This is a genomic window from Clostridium tyrobutyricum, assembly GCF_019144085.1.
GTDB classification, from domain to species: domain Bacteria; phylum Bacillota; class Clostridia; order Clostridiales; family Clostridiaceae; genus Clostridium_B; species Clostridium_B tyrobutyricum_A.
Genome location: NZ_JAHHUY010000024.1, coordinates 1 through 25,753, shown reverse-complemented (window position 1 = coordinate 25,753; position 25,753 = coordinate 1). Strand labels below are relative to the sequence as shown.

The following is a 25,753-nucleotide window of genomic DNA, read 5'->3' as shown; positions in this document are numbered from 1 at the left end:
AAAGAATTAGGTGATAACTATGGTTGCAAATTGGACAGATGAACAAAGAAAAGCTATATTTACAGAAAAATCCAATGTATTGGTGGCTGCAGGAGCTGGTGCAGGAAAAACCGCAGTTCTTGTAGAGAGAATAATTCGTAAGATAACAGATCCGGATTTGGATATTGACATAGATAAATTACTTGTAGTTACATATACAAATGCAGCTGCAGCTGAAATGAAAGAGAGAATTGGAGATGCACTTCAAAAATTATTGGAAGATAATTTTGAATCGAGAAGACTTCAAAGACAACTAACGCTCTTAAATCAATCCAATATAATGACCATGCACTCTTTTTGTCTCAAAATAATCAAGAATAATTTTCAATTGGTAGATTTGGATCCCAATTTTAGAGTTTCAGACAATGAAGAGAGTATACTCTTAAAAAGAGATTCTGTATTTGAACTATTTGAAGAAAAATATGATTCAAATGACAGTAGTTTTTTAAATCTGATAGATTCTTATGGTGACAAAAATGATACTAAAGTTCAGGATATTGTAATATCACTCTATGAATTCGTTCAAAGCGTTCCATGGCCTGAAAAATGGCTTGATAAGGCATCAGAGCAATTTAATTTATCTGATGATTTTGAATTTGCAACATCCCTTTGGTCAGAAATAATAATATCAGATCTAAAAGTTGAAATAAAAAGTCTTAGAGATAGACTTAAAAGAGCACTTGAGTTGATACTTGAAAATCATGGACTTGAAGGGTATGAGCTTATTTTTAAAAATGAAGTCAGTGAATTTGACTATTTGTTAAAGTTAAAATCCTGGAATGAGATTGATAATTATATTCAAGAACTTAAATTTCAAAGGCTTCCCAAATTAAAAAGAGAAAGCTATAATGAAGATATCAAGATAAAAGTAACTAAGACGAGAGATAATGCAAAGAAAAAGTTAAAACATATAATGGAAAATATATTAGACTATGGAGATAATGTAGACAGCAGTATAAAAGATATGTACCCTGTTATGAAATGTCTTACTGATCTTGTAATAGACTTTGCTAATAAATATTCTGATAAAAAAAGAGAAAGAAATATACTTGATTTTAGTGATATAGAACATTTTTGTTTAAATATACTAACGTGTGAAGATGAAAATGGAAATGTAATTCCTTCAGATACGGCTTCTTATTATAGAAAATATTTTGCAGAAATACTTGTAGATGAATATCAAGATAGCAATGGAGTTCAAGAAGTAATAATAAATATGATAAATAGAGATGATGAAACTTCAAATCTGTTTATGGTAGGAGATGTAAAGCAGAGCATATATAGATTCAGACAGGCAAAACCAGAATTGTTTCTTGAAAAATATAGCAAATATTCTGAAGAAGAGAATTCTAAGAATAGAAAAATAAAATTATTTAAAAATTTCAGGAGCAGACATGAAATAATAGACGGAGTAAATTATTTGTTCAGTCAGATAATGTGTAAAAAAATAGGAGAACTTGATTATATATCAGGAGAACAACTTGAAAGTGCAGCAAACTATCCGGATACAACTGATATTACTTTTAGCGGAGATGCTATAGAAGTTAATCTAATAGATAAAGTAAAGAGTGAAGATGAACAGGAAGATCTAAGTAATATTCAAGTAGAAGCAAGATTAATAGCAAAAAAAATAAAAGACATTGTAAATCCTGAAGATAAGCGATATTTTAAAGTTTATGATAAAGATATAAAATCATATAGAAATTTAATGTATAAAGACATAGTAATATTGATGAGAGCTACTAAGAATTGGGCTCCAACTATTATGGAGGAATTGAACAATGCCAATATACCGGTTTTTGCAGATACATCTACAGGTTATTTTGAAACTATAGAAATAAAGACTATTATGAGTTTGCTGCAAATAATAGATAATCCTATACAAGATATACCTCTTATATCTGTACTGCGTTCACCAATAGCATCTTTTTCCCCGGAAGAATTGATTGACATAAGGATTGTAGATAAAGAGGTAACTTTTTATGAAGCATTGAATATTTGCTGTAATGAGGAATATGTAACAGAAGATTTACAAGAAAAAATCGGTGGATTTTTGGATCGTATGGATAAATGGAGAAAAAAAATAGTATATATGCCTATAGACGAATTTTTGTGGTATTTGTATAGTGATACTGGCTATTATGGATTTGTAGGTGCTATGACTGGAGGAGCTCAGAGACAGGCAAATTTGAGAATGCTTTTTGAAAAAGCAGAACAATACGAAAAGAGCAGTTATAAAGGACTGTTTAACTTTATAAACTTTATAAATAAGTTGAGAAACAGTAGTGGAGATATGGGAAGTGCAAAAATATTAGGTGAAAATGAAAATGTAGTTAGGATAATGAGCATACATAAGAGTAAAGGACTTGAGTTTCCAGTAGTAATACTTGCAGGAGCAGGTAAAAATTTTAATTTTATGGATGCCAACAATCCTGTAATTTTTAATGAAGAATTGGGACTTGGTCCTGAGTATGTAGACATCGAAAGACGGATACACTATCCTACTATTATAAAACATATACTTAGAACTAAACTTAAAAATGGGACTCTGTCTGAAGAAATGAGAATATTATACGTAGCATTTACAAGGGCAAAGGAAAAATTAATTATAACTGGAATGATAAATAACGTAGAAGATACATTTGAAAAATGGTGTGACGATTCTCTTGTAGAGGGAAATAAAGTTCCTGAGTATGCTTTGGAAAATGCAAAAAATTATTTAGAATGGATAGGTATGGCAGTTGCAAGGCATAAGGATGGAAAAATCATAAGAGAAGGAGCGAAATATGAAAATTATAAATTTTCGCCTGTAGAACATATTTCAAACTGGAAAATCAATATCTATTCAAGGGAAGATTTCTCAAAAAACTCTCAAGTAGATAATGAAATAGATATAATAGAACATATCAAAAATATATTGCTGAATAAAGATGAAAGTGAATATTTTCAAGAAATAAATAGAAGGCTAAATTGGAAATATAAATATGAAGAGGCATCAAAGATACCTGCTAAATTTTCCGTATCTGAATTAAAGAGAAGATTTGCATTGATTGATATGGAAGATAGTTCACAGCTGGTTGAGGATGTAAATCTTAAAAAGCCTAATTTCATTAAAGAAAACACAGAATTGTCAGGAGCCCAAAGAGGTACTTTGATGCATCTTGCAATGCAGCATATTGATATAAATAATACAGATTCCAAATCAAGTATAGATACTCAAATAGAAAATCTTGTACTTGGACAATTTATTACAGATGATGAAAAAAAGGCTATTTCATCTTATAAAATATTGAAATTCTTTAATTCGAATCTTGGAATTAGAATGAGAAGTTCAAAGAAGGTATACAGGGAAGTACCATTTTATATACAGGAAAGCAGTTCTGATATATATAAAGATTTGCCAAAGGATATATACAAAGATGAGAAGATACTCATCCAGGGAATAATAGATTGCTATTTTGAAGAAGATGATGGATTGGTGCTTATAGATTACAAAACCGATTATGTTGAAAGAACTGAAGAACTCATAGACAAATATAAAATTCAGATTTACTATTACTCGAAAGCACTTGAAAATATGACTGGTATAAATGTGAAAGAAAGATATATTTATTCATTTCACAAAGATGATATTATTCAAGTATAGTACATATTTTTAATTTGGGGAGGAAATCTCATGGAAAGTGTAACAGATAAATTTTTAAGATATGTTGTTGTTGATACCAGGTCCAGCGAGGAATCAGATACTGTTCCAACAACTAAAAAGCAGCTGAATTTAGGGAAAAAACTTGTACAAGAATTAAAGCAAATGGGTGTTCAAAATGCCAATTTGGATGAACATGGATATGTTATGGCGTTTTTAGCTGGAAATATTGATAAAAAAGTGTCTGCAGTTGGATTCATATCCCATATGGATACAAGTCCTGAAATTTCAGGCGAAAATGTTAAACCAAATATAGTTAGAAATTATGATGGATCAGATATTGTTTTGAATAAAGATAAAAATATAGTTCTTAGCACAAAGAATTTTCCGGAAATAAAGAATTATATGGGAGAAACACTTATAACTACAGATGGAAATACACTTCTTGGAGCTGATGATAAAGCTGGAGTAGCTGAAATAATGACGGCTGTAGAATACCTTGTAAATCATCCTGAAATAAAACATGGGGATATTAAAATAGGTTTTACACCTGATGAAGAAGTTGGAAAAGGCCCCGATTATTTTGATGTAAAAAAATTCAATGCTGAATTTGCATATACAATAGATGGAGGACAAATCGGGGAGCTTGAATTTGAAAATTTTAATGCAGCCTCAGCTAAAGTTAAAATTAAAGGAAGAAATGTTCATCCAGGATATGCAAAGGATAAAATGATAAATTCCATGTTTATAGCTGCAGAGCTTATTGGAATGCTTCCCAAGAATGAGGTACCTGAAGCAACAGAGGGATATGAAGGATTTTATCATCTTGTTTCTATAAATGGTGGGGTAGAGGAAACTGAACTTTATTATATAATTAGAGATTTTGACAAAGATAATTTTGAAAAAAGAAAAAAATTCATGCTGGATAATATGAAACTACTTAATAAAAAGTATGGTAGTGGAGTTGTAAGTATTGCTGTAAAAGACCAGTATAGAAATATGAAGGAAAAGATAGAACCTGTTAAGCATATAGTAGATATTGCATATGAAGCAATAAAGCAGTCATCTGTTGAGCCTGAAATTGTTCCAATAAGAGGTGGAACAGACGGAGCAAGACTTTCATTTATGGGACTTCCAACACCAAACATATTTACAGGAGGACATAATTTTCATGGAAGATATGAGTATATTCCTGTATTTGCTATGGAAAGGGCAGTTGAAGTTATAATAAACATAGTAAAATTAGTATCAAAATGTAGCTAAAAACGTTCACATTTGCTTCCTTGATGAATATATATATAAATATAATAATTTTGAATTCAGAGAATAATTGTTTATGAAAATGCATATTTATATTAAATATGGTCAAAATAATTATCTCAATTATTACAAGGAGGAATAGCAAATGGAAAATGATTTTATAATAACCAAAGAAGTAATAGAGGAATGTCTTGAAGAATGTTTTGATGAGTCGAGTCATAAGAATAATAAAAAAGAAAAGATAGATTCTATCAGTAATAAATAATAGAATTTATCTTTAGTAGATGTCACACCATAGAAAATCTGGCTTCCAGTCGTTTAAATATAAAAACTAATATGGAACTTATTATTAAATACATTACTCCAGCTATTATAAAGGGGTAGACTGTAAAGTCACTTGTTACAATTTCTTTTGCTGCTCTTAAAAGATCACCAATACCTATGGAAGCCACCAAGGAAGTATCTTTTATTAAATTTATACTTTCGTTGCAAAGCGAAGGAAGTATAACAGGGACAGCTTGAGGAATTATAATTCTCTTCATTATCTGAGGATAATTCATTCCAAGAGCTTTTGCAGCTTCATATTGTCCTATATCTACAGAATTAATACCCGATCTAAAAAGTTCAGTAAGGTATGCCGTATAATTTATAATAAACGCTATACAGGCTGCTACCAGAGGATCCAATTTTATATTAAGGACAGGTAGTCCAAAATATATAAAAAATAATTGAAGTAGAAGAGGAGTTCCCCTAAATGCCCAGGTATAAAATCCAAGCACTGATCTCAATATTTTTATTTTTGACATTTTACCTAGTGCACATATCATACCTAAAGGTATTGAAAAAACTATTACGATTAAAAATAATTTTATGGATATTATACTTCCCTTTAGTATAAATCCTGTAATATCCATAATATCAGGCAAATGAATCAACTCCTAACTTGAGTTCTAATATATTTTTAACTAATGGGGAATTATATCTTCTCCAAACCATTTTTTAGATATTTTATCTTCAGTTCCATCTTTTTTCATTGAATTTAAAGTCTCATTTAATTTATTCTTGAAACTTGTATCTGTTTTTCTTATACCTACACCATAGTCTTCTTTTCCAAAATTGTCATTTAATACTTTGTATATACCAGGTTTTTTGGAAATATAGTATCTTCCTACAACTTCATCTACTATTACAGCTGATACACGACCATTTTTAAGATCAAGCAGGGCTTCTGTATTATTTGAATATTTTTTTATATCTTTTAATGAATTTTTGGTAGAAGCATCTGAATTAAGTGCGGTTTCACTACTGCTGCCAAGTTGAAGTCCAATTACTTTTAAAGCCAAATCTTTTTTACTTTTAATAGGTGAATCTTTTGCTGTTACTATTATCTGTTTGTTTTGAAGATATACATTTGAGAAGTCAATCTGCTGCTTTCTCTTGTCTGTAATTGTAAGCCCATTCCATATAAGATCTATATCCTTGTTCTTTAAACTCAATATAATACCATCCCATTGAACTGGTTTAAATACAACTTTGACTCCCATTCTCTTTGCGGCTTCTTTAGCCATATCTATATCGAATCCAATTATTTGGCCGCTGTCATTTCTGAATCCCATAGGTGGAAAACTGTCATCCAAACCTACTACAAATTGACCTTTTTGTTTTATTTCATTCCATGAATTATCTGTTCCGGATTTGGATTGTCCACATCCTGTAAATATTGTGCCCATCAAAAATACCAGGGCAGTTAAAAGTATAATCTTTTTTTTCATAAAAAAGTAACCTCCCATAAAATAAATATTTTATATTCCCACATGATATTATACTTTAGCATGATAAAATTGTAAATCAACATATTAAAAAAGTCAGTCCAAATAAAATATAAATTCATTCAGACTAACTTTAAGTATATTATTTTATTTTTAGCTGTTTTGCAGCAGAGGTTATATCCTTACTGCGAAGAATAGCAGTAACAACCGCTATTCCATCTACACCTGTAGACAGTATATCTTTAAAATTCTCATGATTAATTCCACCTATGGCAACGGCAGGTATATTTACGCTGTCATATACTTTTTTAAGACCAGCTACCCCTAGAGGATTATCTGTATCTTTTTTGGTTCCCGTATTGAATATTGTGCCGATACCTATATAATCTGCACACCCACTTTCCGCCTCTAATGCTTCTTCTATAGTACCTGTAGATATACCTATTATTTTTTTATCGCCAAGTATTTTTCTTGCAATGGAAAGGGGCATATCACTTTGACCAAGGTGTACACCATCTGCATCTATAGCCTGAGCTATATCAATTCTGTCATTTATTATAATCGGTACATTATAATGGTCTGTAACTTGTTTTACTTCTAGAGCTACATTGTAAAATTCTCTTGTAGAAGCTGATTTTTCACGGATTTGAACTAAAGTAACTCCACCAATTATAGCTTCTTCTACGGCTTTTTTTAGAGGTTTTCCTCCTATAAATCTTCTATCTGTTACTAAATATAGACTGTAATCTACTGCCATATTATTTTTCCACCCTTCCTTAGCTTATCCTCAGTTAAATCATATATGTAATCTATTAATTTTATTCTAAAGCTTCCAGGAGCCTTTGATTCTTTGAAAGCTCCTTCTGCTGCTATATTCATTGAAAGTATAGCAGCTGTAGTTGCAATGAATTTATCTTCAGAGCATCCTGCTGTTGCACCACATAAGGCACCAAGCATACATCCTGCACCAGTTATTTTAGTCAGCATAGGTGTGTTGTTATTAATTATTGCACTGGACTTACCATCTGTTATAAAATCATTTTCTCCAGTGGCGGCTACGGTGCAATTATATTTTTGAGCAAGGATTTTACAACTATCCAGGGCTCCTTCTGAATTATCTAGAGAATCAACGCCTTTTACATTTGAAGATTTACCTGCCAAAAAATTTATTTCTCCTATATTTCCCTTTATAACATCAACTTTTCCAACTTGAAAAATTCTATTTATAACATTGATTTTTCTTGGAATTGCAGCACAGGCTACAGGATCAAGAATTACAGGTATGTTATGTATTTTTGCAGATTCTGCTGCAAGTATTACTGAAGCTTCCTGTTCTTTGTTAAGGGTACCAAGGTTTATATAGAGTGCCTGGGCTATCTTTACAAAGTCAAATACTTCATCATATGCCTCGCACATGGCAGGTGAAGCACCATAGGCAAGCAGTATATTTGCACAGTCATTAATAGTAACATGATTTGTAATGCATTGAACAAGTGGAACTTTTTTTCTAACCTCTGTTAATACACTGCATAGTTTATTCATATTGTTATTAGTCATTTTATTGCCTCCAAGATTTATTAATCGTATGAAATTCCAGCTTTTTTATACAACTCTATAAAATGCCCTACAGGACCAACTCCATGTCCAATAGGAAAAGAGTTTTCTATGGCTTTTGTTATATATTTTTTTGAAAGGGAAACAGATTTTTCTATACTATAACCTTTTGCAATATGAGAAGCTATAGCTGAAGACAGTGTACAACCAGTACCATGGGTGTTTTTAGTATATATTCTAGTACCTTCTAAATCCAATATTTTGTTATTATTGTACAACAATATGTCATTTGCATCATTGCATCTGTGTCCACCTTTTACAAGTACATTTTTAGCACCTAATTTTTGTATTTCAAAAGCAGCCTTTATCATGTCATCTCGATTTTCTATCTTTAAATCAGTTAAGACTTCTGCTTCAGGAATATTTGGAGTGACTATGTCTACTATACTTATGAGATCTTTTATAGCAGATTGAGCTTCTTTTTTTAGTAGAAAATATCCACTTTTTGAAACCATTACAGGATCTAGAATTATATTATTAACATCATATTGTTTCAATAACTTTTTTATTATAGAAATGGTTTTGCTGTTTGAAACCATACCTATTTTTACCGCATCTACATTTATATCATCAAATATAGACCTTATCTGAGCTTCTACAATTTCTGGAGTTACATCCATTACTTCTTGTACACCTATTGTATTTTGGGCTGTAACTGCTGTTATTATGCTCATTCCAAATACACCTAAAGCACTCATGGTTTTCAGATCTGCCTGTATTCCAGCACCTCCTGAGCTGTCAGAGCCTGCAATAGTTAGTACTTTTTTCATTTAAAACACCTCGTTATTTATAATAAATTTGCTATAACATAAATATAATAATATTTTATAAAATTATATGAAAAAACAACTACTTTATAAACTATATTATAGATAATATAGTTGTGATTAACAAGCCAGCTGGATTATATATAAAAATATTGAAATTATACTATAAAAGCATGATATTTTTTATAAAATATAAAGTTTACACTTTGATTTTTAACATATTAATATTATAATTGAATATATTATTTGATTGTAAGGTGGAGATTCTATGAAAAATTTTATCGGAGAAAATAATGAAGCTGATATTGCAATAGAAAGTCTGTATAAAGAGTATCCTAATATAAACGACTTTTTTAGATCCATTGGAATTAGAGATTTTGACAAATCAATGAATGCAAAGCAGATTATATCAACACTAGATATAGAGTATCTGGAAGAATCAGGTTCTAGTAAAAAACAAATTTTACATGAATTTTTATCTTTTATAGAGAAAATGAGGGAAATAAAAAATACTGATCGATATACCATAAAATCTATAACTGTTGTTGGAGGACATGACAAATCAGGAATAGAGGAAGATGTAAAAATTACATTTAAACCCGGAGAAATAATCTGTATAGTTGGAAGAACTGGTTCGGGGAAAAGTAGATTACTGGAAGATATAGAATGTCTGGCCCAAAAAGATACGCCTACAGGAAGGCAGATACTTGTAAACGGAAGTGTACCAGAAGAAAATGAACGTTTTTCAATGGATAATAAATTGGTGGCACAGCTGTCCCAAAACATGAATTTTGTAATGGATGTAACTGTAGAGGAATTTATAACCATGCATGCTGAAAGTCGCATGGTTGACAATGTTGAAGAAATAGTTGAATCCATAATAAAACGTGCCAATGATCTGGCAGGAGAAAAATTTCTAAAAGATGTTCCGGTAACTCAGCTAAGTGGTGGTCAATCAAGGGCGCTTATGATTGCAGATACAGCTCTCTTAAGCAAGTCTCCTATTGTATTGATTGATGAAATAGAAAATGCAGGTATTGATAGAAAAATGGCCATTGAAGTATTGATGAAAGAAGAAAAGATAATATTGATGTCCACTCATGATCCTATACTTGCTCTTATAGGTAATAAAAGGATGGTTATAAAAAATGGTGGTATTAAAAAGATAATAGAGACTAACAGCAAGGAACGAAGCAATGTTGATATACTGGAAAAATTTGATGCTAAACTTGTTGGAATAAGAAACAAATTAAGAGAAGGAGAAACTATAGATTTTGACATAAAGAAATATTTTAAAATAGACTAAAACAGAAGGGGATGAGTATATGAAATTAATAACTGTAGCTGGTCCGCCATCTTCAGGGAAGACATCTGTTATTTTGAAGACTGTAAAAAATCTTAAGGATAGTAATTATAGGATAGGAGTTATAAAATTTGACTGTCTCTCCACATATGATGATGAATTGTATAAAAAAGCAGGAGTGGATGTAAAAGTTGGTCTTTCAGGAGGTCTTTGTCCTGATCACTTTTATGTAAGCAATATAGAAGATTGTGTCAAATGGGGAATAGAAAATGAATTTGATTATTTGATAACTGAAAGCGCAGGTTTGTGCAATAGATGCTCGCCTCATATTAGAGGAGTTCTTTCTGTATGTGTAATAGACTGTCTTTCTGGAGTAAATACTCCTAAAAAAATAGGCCCCATGTTAAAATTTGCAGATATTGTAGTAATAACAAAGGGTGACATTGTATCTCAGGCCGAAAGAGAGGTATTTTCATTTCATGTAAAACAGTCAAATCCCAAGACCAGAATTTTGTTTGTAAATGGAATAACTGGACAGGGAGCTTTTCAACTTGAAATGAATTTTAAAAACGCAGATGGAGTTGAAGATTTTGACGGCAAGAAACTTAGATTTACTATGCCATCAGCTATATGTTCCTATTGCCTTGGTGAAACAAAAATAGGAGCACATTTTCAAATGGGCAGTGTAAAAAAAATGAAATTTTAAAATTATTTTATTGACAATGTGAAATATTGATAGTATAATAAGGGCATTGAGTTAAAGAAGAAACTAGCCGTTTCTCACCTTACAGCGCGTAATGCTGCTGGTATGGTTATCAAGGATTTGAATATAAATCCTTTATTATACTTTTACTATTGGAGTTTAAGAGACGGCGTGTGCCGTCTCTTTTTTATATGTGCTGTTTAGGTAATTTTACTTGGGAGGTGAAAACTATTAGCAAAGGCTTTCTTGTAAATGAAAATATAAGAGAAAAAGAAGTAAGGATTATTGGAAATGATGGAAGTCAATTGGGAATAATATCTTCAAAAGAAGCTCTTGGAATTGCAGAGGAAAATGAATTGGATTTGGTAATGATATCACCAAATGCAAAACCACCGGTTTGTAAAATTATGGACTATGGTAAATTCATTTACGAGCAAACTAAAAAAGAGAAAGAGGCTAAGAAAAATCAAAGAGTTATAAATATTAAAGAGATTAGATTTAGCCCTACTATTGAGGAACATGATATCTCCATCAAGGCCGATCATGCGAGAAAATTTTTGAACGCAGGAGATAAAGTTAAAGTAACTGTTAGATTTAGAGGAAGACAGGCAGAATATTCATTTACTGGAAGAAAAATATTAGAAAATTTTTCTTCTAAGCTTGAAGATATTGGTGTAGTAGAAAAGAGACCAAAGCTTGAAGGAAGAAATATGATAATGGTTTTATCATCTAAAAAGTAATAATATATTGAGAGGAGGAATTTGTCATGCCAAAAATGAAAACTAACAGAGGCGCTGCAAAAAGATTTAAGGTTACAGGAACAGGAAAACTTAAGAGAGCAAAAGCTTTTAAAAGTCATAAATTATCAGGTAAAACTTCTAAGGTAAAGAGAAATCTTAGAAAAACAGGATATGTTTCACAGTCTCAAGAAAAAACTATGAAAAATTTATTACCTTATGTATAATTAGGAATTTCGAGAAGGAGGTTAAAAAATGGCAAGAGTAAAAAGAGCGGTAAATGCTCGTAAATATCATAAAAAAATATTAAAGTTAGCAAAAGGCTATTATGGTGGAAGAAGAAGATTATTTAAAACTGCAAATGAGTCCGTTATAAGAGCATTTAGAAATGCATATGTAGGAAGAAGATTAAAGAAGAGAGATTTCAGAAAACTTTGGATAGCAAGAATAAATGCTGCAGCAAGATTAAATGGTCTTTCATATTCAAAATTTATTAATGGTATAAAAACTGCAGGTGTAGATTTAAATAGAAAAATGCTTTCAGAAATAGCAATAAATGATCCAAAAGCATTTACTGAATTAGCTGATATAGCTAAGAAACAATTAAGTGCATAGTATGTTTTTACATAGGAGTGTAGTTTTCTACACTCTTTTATAATTTATTCAGTATATTTTTAAATACAGGATGCAGGTGAAAGTTTAATGGATATAATAAGAAGTAAAAATAATCTGCAGATTAAAGAAGCTAAGAAATTAAAAGAGAGAAAATATAGAAGTGAAAAAGGCAAGTTCTTAATAGAAGGATTTAGATTTGTAGAAGAGGCTTTAAAATCACAATTCAATGTTTCAATAATTTTTATAAATGAGAATGCATTGGACAAATGGGAAAACTACAAATCTATGAAGAGTATATGTTATCAGAATAATAGTAAAATATATTATTTATCAGATGAAGCATTTAAAATTATAAGTGATACTGGGAATTCCCAGGGAATAATTGCTGTAGTTGATGATAAAAAGTTGGAAGTTGAAAATAAAATAGGATTCTATGTATTGGCAGACAGAGTTCAAGATCCTGGAAACATGGGTACTATAATAAGAAGTGCACATGCATCAGGAGCATTGGGGTTAATAATTACAAAAGGTACAGTGGATATATACAATAGTAAAACATTAAGATCTACCATGGGCTCCATTTTTCATGTTCCAATAATTGAAGATTGCAATCTTGACAAAGTTAAATTTTTAAGAGAAAATGGTTTTAAAATTGTAGCAAGTGTTCTTGATACTGAATTTAATTTTTACGATGTTTCATTAAATGATAAAATAATATTGGCAGTTGGCAATGAAGGAAATGGACTAAGCAGTGATATAATGAATATGTCTGATATTAAAGTAAAAATACCAATGCCGGGAGGAGCAGAATCTCTAAATGCCTCCGTCGCTGCTTCTATAATGATGTTTGAGATAGTAAGACAGAATTCGAATTAGTTTAATGTTGACAATATAATAAAATAATTGTAATATTAAAAACATGTAATATAAATTATATATTGACTTTGATGGAGAGAGTAGAAGTTTGATTGTTTCATAGAGAGAGAAAATTACAGCTGAAAATTTTCTTAAATTAATCGTGTTTTGAAGTTCACTCCGGAGTCCCAAGTGTGAACAAGAGTAGCAGTTGGCGTATTAGATCGTTAAATCTATTTAAGAGGATATTTAAAAAATATCAATTTGGGTGGTACCACGGATAGTTATAGTTCGTCCTATGTTAAGGATGGACTTTTTTATTTTGAAAATTTTATGAACTTGTCTATATATTAATGAAGGGAGCAAGCAATATGATAAAAGAAAAATTGGATGACATAAAGCAAAATGCTATTGATGAACTGAAAAACATTAAAGATGATATACAGGTAGAGGATATAAGAGTCAAGTATCTTGGAAAAAAAGGTGAGCTTACTAAAATACTTAGAGGAATGAAGGATCTTTCAAAAGAGGAAAGGCCGGTAATAGGAAAACTTGCCAATGAAATAAGAAATACTCTTGAAAGTGCTATAGAGGAGACTTCAAGCAAGATAAAGAAATTAAAACGTGAAAGTAAATTGGAAAGTGAAGTTATTGATATAACTATGCCTGGAAGAAAACAGGTTATAGGTAAAAGGCATCCTCTCGAGCAAACACTAGAGGAGATGAAGCAAATATTCATTTCAATGGGATTCTCTATAGAAGATGGACCTGAAGTTGAAAAGGACTATTATAATTTTGAGGCACTTAATATACCTAAAAATCATCCTGCAAGAGGAGAACAGGACACTTTCTATATAAATGACAATGTAGTTTTAAGGACTCAAACTTCTCCTACCCAGATAAGAACTATGGAGAAGCAAAAACCACCTATAAAGATGATATCACCAGGGAAGGTTTATCGTTCAGATGCAGTAGATGCTACGCATTCTCCTATATTCTATCAAATGGAAGGACTTGTAGTAGATAAAGGAATAACTTTTGCAAACTTGAAGGGAACTCTTGAATTATTTGCTAAAAAGATGTTTGGAAGTGAAATGAAGACCAAATTCAGACCTCATCATTTTCCTTTTACAGAGCCATCAGCAGAAATGGATGCAACCTGTTTTGTATGTAATGGAAAGGGATGTAAAGTGTGCAAGGGTGAAGGATGGATAGAACTTTTAGGATGCGGTATGGTTCATCCTCAAGTACTTAGAAACTGTGGAATAGATCCTGAAGTTTACAGCGGATTTGCTTTTGGAATGGGAGTAGACAGAATGGTTATGTTGAAATATGGAATAGATGATATAAGAAATATGTATGAAAGTGACATGAGATTTTTAAATCAATTTTAAACTTTATAACTAAAATCAATATGTATTTAAGGAGGAAATTTTATGAAGGTTCCAGTTAAATGGTTAAAAGATTATGTTAATATAGATATTCCAGCTAAAGAGTTAGGAGACAGACTGACTTTAAGTGGCTCAAAAGTAGAAGAAGTCGTTACTACAGGAGATGAAATAAAAAATGTAGTTACAGGAAAGATTATAAAAATAGAACCACATCCGGATGCAGATAAATTAGTTGTTTGTCAGGTAGATATAGGAAAAGAAGATCCAATTCAAATTGTAACTGCAGCTACGAATATGAAGGAACAGGATATAGTTCCAGTTGCGCTTCATGGTTCAACCCTTAATGGTGGAATGAAGATAAAGAAGGGAAAACTTAGAGGAATATTATCAAATGGAATGTTTTGCTCTGAGGAGGAACTTGGAATAGCAGGAGATAAACCAGTTTATGGACTTATGATACTTCCACAGGATACTCCAATTGGAAAAGATATAAAGCAGGTTTTGGAGATGGAGAGCAGTATCATAGATTTTGAAATAACATCAAACAGACCGGATTGTCTGAGTGTTATAGGAATAGCAAGGGAGACTGCAGCTACTTTGAATACAAAGTACAATATGCCAGATGTTACATATAGCGAGTCGGAAAGTGAAAAAACTGAAAATACATTAAAAGTTGATATAGAAGATGCACTTTGTAAAAGATACATAGCAAAAGAAATAAAAAATGTAAAAGTTGAGCAGTCACCTGTATGGATGCAGGAAAGACTTTTAGAGGCAGGAGTAAGACCTATAAACAATATAGTTGATATAACCAATTTTGTCATGTTGGAACTTGGTCAGCCAATGCATGCTTATGATATAAGACAGATAAAATCTAACAATATAGTTGTAAAAAGAGCTGAAAATGGTGAAAAATTCACTACATTGGATGGAGAGGAAAGAGAACTTGATGACAGTATACTTACTATTAGAGATGGAAGCACTTCAATAGGTATTGCAGGAATAATGGGTGGATTGGATTCAGAAGTCAAGAATGATACTACACATATAGTATTTGAATGTGCAAATTTTGATGGAACCAATATAAGAGTTTCCAGTCAAAAACTTGCTATAAGGACAGAAGCTTCATCAAGATTTGAAAAAGACATCGATCCAAGTCTCGCAAAACTTGCCATGGATAGAGCTTGTCACTTAATAGAGGAACTTAATGCAGGTGAGATAATTGGAGAAAATATTGATATTTATAATGAAAGAGTTGAACCTCATTATGTAGAGGTTGATTCTAAATGGATAAATAGTTTTTTAGGTACAGATATATCTAAAGAAGATATGGTAAATTACCTAGATAGACTTGAATTGAATACAGGGTTGAATGGAGATATATTAAAAATATACGTTCCAACCTTTAGAAGTGACATAAATATAAGAGAAGATGTAGCAGAGGAAGTAGCCAGAATATATGGGTACGGTAAAGTCCCTTCTACTATGATAGAAAGTGTAAGTACAAAAGGTGGAAAGAATCTAAAGCAGAAGATGGATGATAAACTTATAGATATTTTAATTGGAAGTGGATTGAATCAATCCATAAGTTATTCTTTCTACAGTAAAAAGGTTTTTGATAAAATATGTCTTCCAGAAGACAGCAGCTTGAGAAATGTAGTATCTATAAAAAATCCATTAGGTGAGGACTATAGTATAATGAGAACTACTACTATTCCTTCAATGATGGAGGCACTTAGCAGGAATTATTCTAGAAACAATAAATTCGTTAGATTATTTGAAATAGGAAAAACTTATATACCAGGTAAGGATTCAAACAAACTTCCAGTAGAAAATAATATAGTAAGCATAGGTATGTATGGGAAAGCTGATTATTTTGATTTGAAAGGTGTAGTTGAAAATATTTTGGATAATCTTAAAATAAATAATTTCTCATTTAAAAGAGAAAGTGAAAATCCAAGTTTTCATCCAGGTAAAACTGCAAGCTTGTTTATAAAGAAAGATTTGGTAGGAATAATTGGTGAAATACATCCAAGTGTAACGGATAATTATGGTATAGATGAAAGATGCTATTTGGCAGAGTTAAATTTAGATTTACTCTATAAATATGTTGACTCAGACATAAAGTATAAACCACTTCCAAAATTTCCTGCAGTATCAAGGGACATTGCAATATTGGTAGATAAGGATATTCTGGTTCAGGATATAGAAGAAATTATATTGAAAAAGGGTGGGAATATGGTTGAAAATATAAAGCTCTTTGATGTATATACTGGAAAGCAAGTAGAAGATGGTAAAAAATCTATTGCCTATTCCATATCCTATAGAGTGGAAAATAAGACATTGACAGATAAAGAAGTAAATAAAGTTCATGAAAAGATATTAGGATCTTTGGAAAATAAATTTGGTGCAAAATTAAGATAACTATATAGTAAAAACAATATACCGATAGTAGATTTTATCGGTATGTTGTTCTTAATGATTTATGCTAGAGAAAATTAAATGCATAATAATTATATAATTTACAAATTTTGAAATTTCAAACTAAATACTATTTGATATATATGTAATTTGTGATAAAATAGTCTTATATAATACTGAAAGCAGCTATATCTGAGAGGGTGTTCAAATGAACGTAGTAACAGTTATTATAAATGGCATTGAATATAACTTAAAAGGGGACGAGCAAGAGGAATATTTACATAGAATATCTACTTATGTAGATAAAAAAGTAAAAAATATATTGGAAAATAATAATAAATTAAGCACTTCCTCAGCAGCTATACTGTCAGCTGTAAATGTAGCAGACGATATGTTCAAAACCAAGGAACGTAATGAGAGACTTGAACAAGAAATACAAAAACTAAAAAAATTTCAAACAGCATATGAAAACAAGCTAAAACAGACACAGGAATTTAATACAAAACTTGAACAAAAATTAAATGATTATGAGGAAAATACACATCAAGAGGAATATGAAGACAAAATTAAAAAATTACAAAAAGAAATAGAAATGACTAAAAATGCAGCTGAGGACTATGTTAAGGAAAATACAAAATTAAAATTGGAAAATAAGGAAAATAAGTTTAAAATTCAGACATTGAAATATAAACTTATAGATCTTCAAAATAAACTGGAAGAAAACCAGATAAATTTAGCCAAAGAACGAAAAAGAAAGAATCCTCTTTTAAATGATAAAAAAAAATGAGATCCGAACTAATTGTAGATAATTAGTTCGGATCTTTTTGTTTTGAATATATAACTAAAATTTATAATATACATATAATAATATTAAGCGCTGATATACTGGGGGAAGTTATGGAGTGAAAGTGTTATTTTGCATGAGAAAGGACTATCTTGAAAATTTTGCAGGGGATTCAATGCAATGTATAAAGACATTAAAATATTTAAAGAAAAGACATGTTGAGATACACATAAATAAAGGATCAATAATAGATTACTCTAATTATGATATTGTACATTTATTTAATCTTACAAGAATGGGGGAAACATATAATTATTATAAAATAGCGAGATTTTACAAAAAAAACATAGTGTTGACTCCTATATATTGGAATCTGAAAAAATACTATAATTTTGTTAAGGATGAAGAAAGTATAAAATTATGGAATGAAAGTAATATATACAGGAAAGAAATACTTCAAGGATGCAGAATGATATATCCTAACAGTATATTGGAGGCAGAACAAATATGCGGTGATTTTAATATGGATGTTCCCTATACAGTCGTATACAATGGAATTGAACTAGAAGATAGAAATTATCCTAAATTTAATTTTAGAAAAAAATACAGTCTAAGAAAGTATATTTTATGTGCAGCTAGAATATGTAATAGAAAAAATCAACTTGTATTGAGTAGAATAGTAAAAGATTCCAATTATGATTTGGTACTTATTGGAGACATAAATGATGAACAATACTTTATGAAATGTATGAAGTATAGAAATGTCAAGTATTTGGGATTTATGGATAGATATAATTTGTACAATGCCTATAGATATGCTGATATACATATATTGCCAAGCTTTGTGGAAACACCAGGTTTATCATCTCTTGAAGCGGCCTCACTTGGATGTAAAATAATATCTACAGAAGAGGGCTGTTCTAGGGAGTATTTTAGGGATATGTGTATTTACTGTAATCCATATAATGAAGATAGTATAAAAAAATCTATTGAATATGCCATAAGGGATAGTAAAAACAGTAAATTAAAAAAGTATGTAAATTATAATTTCAATTGGGAAAAGTGTATAGATACGCTATATGACAGTTATATAAGTTTAATAAATTAAGTTATCGGAGGTTGAAAATGGCTACTTTTATTCAAATGCCTACAGTTCCATACAATAAAATGTATCAAAGGCCTCAGCAAATAATGAGAAAATTAAGTGAAAAAGGTCATACTGTATATTATATAGATAATATAAATGAAGATTATTTTATAAAAATAAACGAAAATTTATATGAAGTTGGAGTGAATTACAAAATAGATGTAAACAAATTAGCTAGACCAATAATATTGTGGTTTTCATCTCCGGAACAGATAACTAGAATAGACAGCATATATCATGATTATGTTATATATGATATCGTAGATGACTATTCACATGAATTTGCAGTTTGGAATTCATATGTGGAGGATATGTTAAACAAATCAAATATAGTATTTGTAACAGCAGATGCTCTTTATAGGAAGTTTTCAAAAAAACACAATAAAACCTACATTATAAAAAATGGGCTTGATATTGATAATTTCCCATTAACTAAAAATAAAATTCCACAGGATCTACCCAGAAAGCGGAAAATTGTAGGCTATGTTGGGGCTGTAGCTACATGGATAGACTGGGAATTGGTAAATTATATGATAAGCAGCAATTATGATTTTGTATTTGTCGGTCCTAAATATGGAGATGTGAATTTAAATTTTAATAAAGACAATATTTATTTTTTAGGTGAAAAAAGATATGAAGATCTTCCATATTATATTAGTAATTTTAGTTGTTGTATTATACCCTTTAAAGTAAATGAAATGACAAACAGCTGTAATCCCATAAAATTATATGAATATATGGCACTAGGCAAGCCAGTAGTAAGTACTGGGATATATGAGGTAGGAAAATTACAAGATATTTGCTATATATCAAAAGGTAAAAATGATTTCATGAAAAATATAGATATAGCAATTAATGGAGAAACTCAACAATTAATTAATTCTAGAAGAGAATTTGCATTAAATAATAGTTGGGAGAAAAGAGTATCCAATATAATTCAAGTATTGGAAGAAAATAAAATATTATAGAACTTAAATAATGGAGTTATATTAGTTATCTTAACTATATAACTCCATTATTGATATCAGCTTATTCCAATATCTGAAAAATATTTTTTGTTGAATAAGATTCTTTTATCATTTGGCCTGAATTTAGCTGCAATTTCATTGTGCTTATAGGCAATTTCATGTTTCCCTAATTTATCATAACATACGCAGAGTTGGAGATGGGGAAGCCATGTCCAATAAGAATCATTAAAAAATCCCAGGCTGTTTTGAGGTTTTTCTAATTTGGAAGCTGTTTCATACCAAAATATGGCCTGATGAAGCTTGTTTTCTTTTAGAAAGGAAAATCCAAGCCTACAGCACCCTTCAGCCCTTGGTGTGTCGTACTCAAAACTTTTAAATATATATGATCTTGCCTTATATTCTTGATTTATGGATTCAAAATAATCGCATATTTTGTTACAAACCCTTATATTGTCTTCAGACCATCCCTGATTTGAATCTAAAAATCTAGTATAGTATTTAAGGGCTTTCTTTAATCTATTGTGATCATACAGTTCATTGGCATAGTAGAGGATATCCCTCAAGGAAAAATTTACTCCTTCTTTTAATTTATTTTCGTATATTTCAATATTTCGTTTAGGTTTAAAGTCTATCTTTTTATGAGTTACTGAAACATCACTATTGATAACATTGCCATATACCTCCAAATACTCATGTACAAAGCCTATCCATTTAAAATTTTTAGAACGTTTAACTAATCTATTACGTCTGTAGCTTAAGGTTATATTCCCATACTCATCAAATCCAACATTGTATTTCATAGTTATAGAGTCAATACCAGTATCCAAACCTTCTTTTAATATCTCAAATTTTTTTATATCCTCAGGTAATATTACATCGTCAGCATCCAGCCATAATATATAATCGCCTGTTGCTTTGGAAAATGAGAAGTTTCTTGCAGCAGAAAAGTCATCTATCCATTTAAAATTATATATTTTATCAGTGAATTTTTTACATATATCTATAGTATTATCGGAAGAACCTGTGTCTACTATTATTATCTCATCTACAACATCTTTTATTGAAGATAAGCACCTTTCTATTACATTTTCTTCATCTTTTACTATCATACATAGACTAATTGTTATATGATGTACCAATACACCACCTCCGTTTATAAAGAAAACTCAAGGTGTATTACCTTGAGTTGTAATAGTTATTATATTTGATCATTAGCATGTAGGTCTTGATGTTGCTGTAGCGGCTAGTGTTGTATTAGTTAATGAAATGGAACCAGCTGTAATGGCAATTGCAGAAGTTATCTTTGCAGTATAAGTGCAGCACTTAGTATCACAATCATCATCACAATCGCAATCACAAACAAAGAATGAGAAAGTATCAGATCCTGCACCTATTGGTCCAAAAGTCCATGAAGGTCCTACAGGGACAGCTTCTCCGTAACCATCACAGTGTTTAAACAATTGAAATTTTAAGTTATCAGTAACTGTAACTCCAACAATGTCCAAATTAGTTACAAACTCTAATTTAACACATGGATTGTGTAGTTTAGAAGTGTTCAATCTGAGAGAAGCTATTGTAAAAGTTGATGCTAATGTAACGCCTGGAAGCTTAAAAGAACTAGGACAACTGCATTTTACAATAGACTGGCAGCCCTTTTCATCATTCTTATCTTTTTTACAAGGATCACAATCATCTTTATAATATTTTGACATTGAATTCATAAATAAAATCCTCCTTATTTGTATACATAAATTAAAAGTAAAAATTAGTTTATTGGCAATTTTGTCATCAGCTTCTACTATAATATATGAAAATTATGAGAAAAGGTGATAACATAAGCTACTTTAAATATATTATTTAGTCATTGTTATTTTCTTTATTTTCGTGGTCAGGAAATAGTGGCTTCAGGTGCTGCTCTGGATAGAATTTAGGAACAGGGGCTTTTTCAAATATTTCACATGGTTTTTCTTCAGGCTCTTCTTCACATGGTTCTTTTGGAACTGGACAGTAACTATAGGCCGGAATTAAAAGTTGTACAATAAGTTCACATTTTACAACAATATAGTAGCCTAGTGTAATATCAAGTACAGAAGACCCGTCGGAATTTTTGGTGAATTTACCTTCTAGTGCATCAGCAACCATTTCTAGTTTTATAATATTTGAATTTAATTGTTTGGAAGATGCATCGGGTGAAGAATTTGCAGAAGTTTCAGCTATTGAATCAGGACAATAGAATTTTCCTATTATATCGGTTCTATTAACTTCATAGAATTCAGTTTTATTTACACCGTTACAATCAATGAAGTCTGCGTAAAATGAAATAACATAAGAAATAATAATTTTTTTAAAGCCTTTTTTACTTTTAAGTGGAACCTCATCTACAGATAGTAGTTTTATATTAAAATCTCTACTTCCCGTATATACTTTAGGATCAGTGAGAGTATTACTTCTCAATTCACAATCTGTTTTCTTTGTATCAGGTCCTTTATCGTATACAAGACACCTTTTAATTAGGCATTGGTCAAATACTTTAGGTACTTCAACACAAACTAATTCAGAAGGATCTGGTAGACGTCCTTGTTTATTCACAAGGCCAGGACGTGGTACAAATTTATTGAAATTAATGGACATAAATTATCCTCCTTTTTAATATTATGATAAAGAAAACTTATACAATGGGTACAGTATAATAATATGCTTTATTGCTATAATTGTGATTTTTTGTAGTGCATTTTATGAAGATTAAAATGTAAATAAAGGAGCTGGTATATATGCAGAAAAGACACCCATGGCTATTTACCATTGATAATAATATGTGGAAAGTTTATTTAAATGATGCTTATGAATTAGTATATAAAATAATGTTTGAAGGGAAAAAATGGAGTGAAGAGAAAATCATTGACAGACAAGTAATGGAATTTACTATATCTATAGAAGATGAAATAATTCATATATTATATGTAAATAAAGATTATAAGATGCGATATTGCACCAGGAAGGATAATAAATGGTTTGGAGAGGAGCTTTATGATACAAGAATAGATAAATTTGAAATACAAGAGTTAAAGACTATAATATTGGAAGGTAAAATGCATTTATTTTATTTAATGGTTGCAGTAGATGGAACTCAACGTGGAATTTTGGAACATTGTATTTGGAATGGCAAAGGAATAAAATTAAATACTGTTCAGCATATAGTTTTGTCAGATAAAGTTGATAGATATTATGAACTACAAATTAAAAAGGAACATTGTATTGATATTTTTTTCCTTTCAAATAGAGGAGACGAATTGTCTTTTAGCTATTGTATGTATGATGGAGTTTCATGGACTGATACGAAAAGATTATACGGAATTCAGGGAGATAATGTAATGTTTAGATTACTAAATACTTCATATGAATTTAATATAATCAATAAAATCAAGGAAGGAAATATATATTCTATTGAATATGTAAGAATTGAAGATGATGTGACTATGAAAGAATATACAATTTACAGTGGAATTGAGGAACCTATTGAACCTATTATATTTTATATAGATAATAATCTATTTATTTCATGGTTTGAGCAAAATCATATATATTCTTCACGATATAAGCTTGGAAAGTGGGAAAAGGTAGTTAAGTTTAATAAGGAGGTGGAAACACCAATTGCAGCTTACAACTTTTTAAGTGTGGAAAAGAAAAATACAGTAGATATAATTTATGGTACTGAAGATGATGGCTTATATATATTTTATTTTGAAAATTTAGCTAAAAATAGTATTGATATGTCATCAAATAATAAATTAAATAATAATCTTGATATAAATAATGATGATGATAGTATAGAGGAAATAAAAGAAAAATTTAAAGGAATATGTTATGAAAATAGTGTACTTAAGGATAAAATTGATTCTTTTAGTATTCATATGAGGAATAGGAAACTTGTTGTTCAGGAATATGAAGATAAAATTGATAGAATGCTTCAAGAAAAGAAAAGATTAAAGGAAAACTGCAATTTTTTTATGGAGGTCAAACAAAAAATCCAAAAGGAATTGGATGAGGTAAAAAAGCAACTAAAAAAGCAAAGAATTTTTATAAATAATATGAAAAGTAGTTTGAATAAAAAGGATAAGGACAATAAAATGCTTGAAGAAGAAGTGAATTCTTTGATGGAAGAAAACAGTAAGCTTAAAGGAGAATTGGAATTTGAGAGAAATCAATCATTTATGTCAAAAATATTTAGGAAGAAGGAGTAATTTAATGTGCTCCTTCTTTTATAAATAATGATATATATTTACGACTTGTATATTAGTTATAGTCGTTGTCTACATCCTGTTCTTCGTATTCTTCATCATCTTCATATTCATCTGTTTTGGGTTTTGGTTTGGAATCAGAAAATAGAGGCTTTAAATTTTGTTCTGGATAAAATTTAGGTATAGGAGACTTATTAAATTTATCGCATACATTTTCTTCTGGTTCAGGTGGACAAGGTTCTTTAGGTATTGGACAATAATCATAAGTAGGTATTAAAAGTTGAACTGTTATTTCACACTTAACTACAATATAATATCCTAATGTAATATCAAGGTATTTTTTATTATTGCATTCAGTAATCACGCCCTGCAGTGCATCTGCTACCATTTCAAGTTTTATAATATTTTTATTACACTCATTCGATTTATTAGAGTTTATGTGATCATCTGATACCTGAGCTATTGAATCAGGACAATAAAATTTGCCAATTATATCTTGTCTATTAATTTCAAAAAACTCACATTTGTTTGCTGCATTGCAATCAATATAATCTGCATAAAATGATATTACATAGCAGAGTATTATTTTTTTAAAACCTTTTTTGCCAAGAATAGGAATTTGTTCTACAGATTTTAATGTTATTTTAAAACCTCTACAACCTACAAATATTTTTGGGTTATCCAGTGGATTGCTTCTTAATTCACAATCAGTGCTATCTGTATCGTGTCCTTCACAATATGAAAGGCATCTTTTTATTAAACACTGATCAAAAACTTTAGGTACCTCAACACAAACTAGTTCTGCGGGATCTGGTAAACGTCCCTGTTTATTTACAAGGCCAGGGCGTGGCACAAATTTGTCAAAATTTATGGACATAATTTTCCTCCTTCTGAGAAGTATACAGTATTTATACTATATAGTATGCTTTAAGCTTGGAGTTGTGATTTTTTTTATTGTAAATATTATAATTATTTATTATATATTGCAAGCTATATAATATCTATATTTAAGAGAGGATTGCTGTAGAGCAATCCTCTATATAAGCTTAGTCTAATTTTATAATTGTTATAGAAGCATTTTTAATATATGACATGCGACTACAAGAATTATCTTTTTTGAATAATTGCAGGCTAAGGGTATCACCGGCATTGAGTTTAATTATAAGATTTGATAATAAGTTGCAGTTATTGTTTTTTGTAGTTCTTTGGGATGCACTAACTGGTAATCTATTAATTAATAATCTAGAACTTATCTCAATATCTGTAATACAGTTTATATTATATTCTATAAAATAATGTCCTCCTTTTTTAATAGTAAATACGTTATTATCATTATTTAATTTAATATTTTTTAATTGTATATCATTTGGAAATGATAAAAGTGTCTTATTAGAACAAATGTTTATATTGTTAGTACATATATTAGTGCCAAATCCAAATGCAGAGCAGTTAGGACCGGGATCACCTTTAGGGCCGGTAGGACCAGGTTTACCTTGAGG

The 25,753-nt window shown here is 30.1% G+C and carries 24 protein-coding genes and 2 other annotated features; of the genes, 14 read left to right on the top strand and 10 right to left on the bottom strand.

The window, feature by feature from the left end; all coding sequences use genetic code 11:
* Window positions 1–19: 19 nt before the first annotated feature.
* Both addA and pepT read left to right on the top strand, forming a co-directional pair.
* Window positions 20–3,685: a helicase-exonuclease AddAB subunit AddA gene (addA, locus tag KM800_RS10965; protein ID WP_217813106.1), complete on the top strand. Its 3,666-nt coding sequence runs from the start codon at window positions 20–22 to the stop codon at window positions 3,683–3,685.
* Between the two features lie 30 nt (window positions 3,686–3,715).
* Window positions 3,716–4,945 carry a peptidase T gene (pepT, locus tag KM800_RS10960; RefSeq protein WP_217813105.1) on the top strand — a complete coding sequence of 410 codons (1,230 nt, stop codon included), beginning with the start codon at window positions 3,716–3,718 and terminating at the stop codon, window positions 4,943–4,945.
* Between the two features lie 284 nt (window positions 4,946–5,229).
* Here the strand turns inward: pepT and KM800_RS10955 are convergent, their stop codons facing one another.
* From KM800_RS10955 to thiD, 5 genes are all read right to left on the bottom strand, one after another.
* Window positions 5,230–5,868: an amino acid ABC transporter permease gene (locus KM800_RS10955; protein WP_217813104.1), complete on the bottom strand. Its 639-nt coding sequence runs from the start codon at window positions 5,866–5,868 to the stop codon at window positions 5,230–5,232.
* A gap of 39 nt (window positions 5,869–5,907) precedes the next feature.
* A complete protein-coding gene (locus KM800_RS10950) occupies window positions 5,908–6,714 on the bottom strand; it encodes an amino acid ABC transporter substrate-binding protein (RefSeq protein ID WP_217813103.1) in 807 nt (268 codons plus the stop codon).
* A 139-nt stretch (window positions 6,715–6,853) separates the two neighbouring features.
* Window positions 6,854–7,468 (bottom strand): thiamine phosphate synthase, encoded by a 615-nt coding sequence (thiE, locus tag KM800_RS10945; RefSeq protein ID WP_217813102.1) that lies wholly within the window; start codon window positions 7,466–7,468, stop codon window positions 6,854–6,856.
* Entirely contained in the window at window positions 7,459–8,268 is an 810-nt protein-coding gene (gene thiM / locus KM800_RS10940; RefSeq protein WP_217813101.1) for a hydroxyethylthiazole kinase, read from the bottom strand. Before thiM ends, thiE begins: the two co-directional genes overlap by 10 nt.
* Window positions 8,269–8,288: 20 nt before the next feature.
* A complete protein-coding gene (thiD, locus tag KM800_RS10935) occupies window positions 8,289–9,095 on the bottom strand; it encodes a bifunctional hydroxymethylpyrimidine kinase/phosphomethylpyrimidine kinase (protein ID WP_217813100.1) in 807 nt (268 codons plus the stop codon).
* 265 nt (window positions 9,096–9,360) lie between these two features.
* Here thiD and KM800_RS10930 point away from each other — a divergent pair, with 265 nt between their 5' ends.
* The 11 genes from KM800_RS10930 to KM800_RS10880 all read left to right on the top strand — a co-directional run bounded on the left by KM800_RS10930 (window position 9,361) and on the right by KM800_RS10880 (window position 20,016).
* Window positions 9,361–10,398: an ATP-binding cassette domain-containing protein gene (locus KM800_RS10930; protein ID WP_217813099.1), complete on the top strand. Its 1,038-nt coding sequence runs from the start codon at window positions 9,361–9,363 to the stop codon at window positions 10,396–10,398.
* Window positions 10,399–10,417: 19 nt separating this feature from the next.
* Window positions 10,418–11,101 (top strand): GTP-binding protein, encoded by a 684-nt coding sequence (locus KM800_RS10925; protein ID WP_217813098.1) that lies wholly within the window; start codon window positions 10,418–10,420, stop codon window positions 11,099–11,101.
* 48 nt (window positions 11,102–11,149) lie between these two features.
* Window positions 11,150–11,293, top strand: a sequence feature (ribosomal protein L20 leader region).
* Between the two features lie 26 nt (window positions 11,294–11,319).
* Window positions 11,320–11,838: a translation initiation factor IF-3 gene (gene infC, locus KM800_RS10920; protein WP_217813097.1), complete on the top strand. Its 519-nt coding sequence runs from the start codon at window positions 11,320–11,322 to the stop codon at window positions 11,836–11,838.
* Window positions 11,839–11,864: 26 nt separating this feature from the next.
* A complete protein-coding gene (rpmI, locus tag KM800_RS10915; protein WP_017753387.1) occupies window positions 11,865–12,062 on the top strand; it encodes a 50S ribosomal protein L35 in 198 nt (65 codons plus the stop codon).
* Between the two features lie 28 nt (window positions 12,063–12,090).
* Entirely contained in the window at window positions 12,091–12,450 is a 360-nt protein-coding gene (gene rplT, locus KM800_RS10910) for a 50S ribosomal protein L20 (protein WP_017753388.1), read from the top strand.
* Window positions 12,451–12,537: 87 nt separating this feature from the next.
* Window positions 12,538–13,326, top strand: coding sequence for a TrmH family RNA methyltransferase (locus tag KM800_RS10905; RefSeq protein ID WP_217813096.1), 789 nt, complete (start codon window positions 12,538–12,540; stop codon window positions 13,324–13,326).
* Between the two features lie 59 nt (window positions 13,327–13,385).
* Window positions 13,386–13,607: a binding site (T-box leader), on the top strand.
* 72 nt (window positions 13,608–13,679) lie between these two features.
* Window positions 13,680–14,699 carry a phenylalanine--tRNA ligase subunit alpha gene (pheS, locus tag KM800_RS10900; RefSeq protein ID WP_023625477.1) on the top strand — a complete coding sequence of 340 codons (1,020 nt, stop codon included), beginning with the start codon at window positions 13,680–13,682 and terminating at the stop codon, window positions 14,697–14,699.
* Between the two features lie 42 nt (window positions 14,700–14,741).
* Window positions 14,742–17,120 carry a phenylalanine--tRNA ligase subunit beta gene (gene pheT / locus KM800_RS10895; protein ID WP_217813095.1) on the top strand — a complete coding sequence of 793 codons (2,379 nt, stop codon included), beginning with the start codon at window positions 14,742–14,744 and terminating at the stop codon, window positions 17,118–17,120.
* A 205-nt stretch (window positions 17,121–17,325) separates the two neighbouring features.
* Window positions 17,326–17,904, top strand: coding sequence for a cell division protein ZapA (gene zapA / locus KM800_RS10890; RefSeq protein WP_217813094.1), 579 nt, complete (start codon window positions 17,326–17,328; stop codon window positions 17,902–17,904).
* A 115-nt stretch (window positions 17,905–18,019) separates the two neighbouring features.
* The gene (locus KM800_RS10885; RefSeq protein ID WP_217813093.1) at window positions 18,020–19,009 is read left to right on the top strand and encodes a glycosyltransferase family 4 protein; all 990 of its coding nucleotides are present in this window, start codon (window positions 18,020–18,022) and stop codon (window positions 19,007–19,009) included.
* Between the two features lie 17 nt (window positions 19,010–19,026).
* A complete protein-coding gene (locus KM800_RS10880; RefSeq protein WP_217813092.1) occupies window positions 19,027–20,016 on the top strand; it encodes a glycosyltransferase in 990 nt (329 codons plus the stop codon).
* 56 nt (window positions 20,017–20,072) lie between these two features.
* On the opposite strand, the gene KM800_RS10875 is transcribed toward KM800_RS10880, so the two are convergent.
* The 3 genes from KM800_RS10875 to KM800_RS10865 form a co-directional block, all read right to left on the bottom strand.
* Window positions 20,073–21,125, bottom strand: a complete 1,053-nt coding sequence (locus KM800_RS10875) for a glycosyltransferase family 2 protein (protein ID WP_217813125.1) — start codon at window positions 21,123–21,125, stop codon at window positions 20,073–20,075.
* Between the two features lie 102 nt (window positions 21,126–21,227).
* The gene (locus KM800_RS10870; RefSeq protein ID WP_217813091.1) at window positions 21,228–21,737 is read right to left on the bottom strand and encodes a DUF4489 domain-containing protein; all 510 of its coding nucleotides are present in this window, start codon (window positions 21,735–21,737) and stop codon (window positions 21,228–21,230) included.
* A gap of 136 nt (window positions 21,738–21,873) precedes the next feature.
* Entirely contained in the window at window positions 21,874–22,647 is a 774-nt protein-coding gene (locus KM800_RS10865; protein ID WP_217813090.1) for a hypothetical protein, read from the bottom strand.
* A gap of 140 nt (window positions 22,648–22,787) precedes the next feature.
* Between KM800_RS10865 and KM800_RS10860 the strand changes: the two genes are divergently transcribed.
* Window positions 22,788–24,257 (top strand): hypothetical protein, encoded by a 1,470-nt coding sequence (locus tag KM800_RS10860; protein WP_217813089.1) that lies wholly within the window; start codon window positions 22,788–22,790, stop codon window positions 24,255–24,257.
* A 52-nt stretch (window positions 24,258–24,309) separates the two neighbouring features.
* Here the strand turns inward: KM800_RS10860 and KM800_RS10855 are convergent, their stop codons facing one another.
* Complete coding sequence (locus KM800_RS10855; protein ID WP_217813088.1) at window positions 24,310–25,131, bottom strand: hypothetical protein; 822 nt, start codon at window positions 25,129–25,131, stop codon at window positions 24,310–24,312.
* A gap of 169 nt (window positions 25,132–25,300) precedes the next feature.
* A partial coding sequence (locus KM800_RS10850) for a BclA C-terminal domain-containing protein (protein WP_217813087.1) occupies window positions 25,301–25,753 on the bottom strand: 453 nt, incomplete at its 5' end.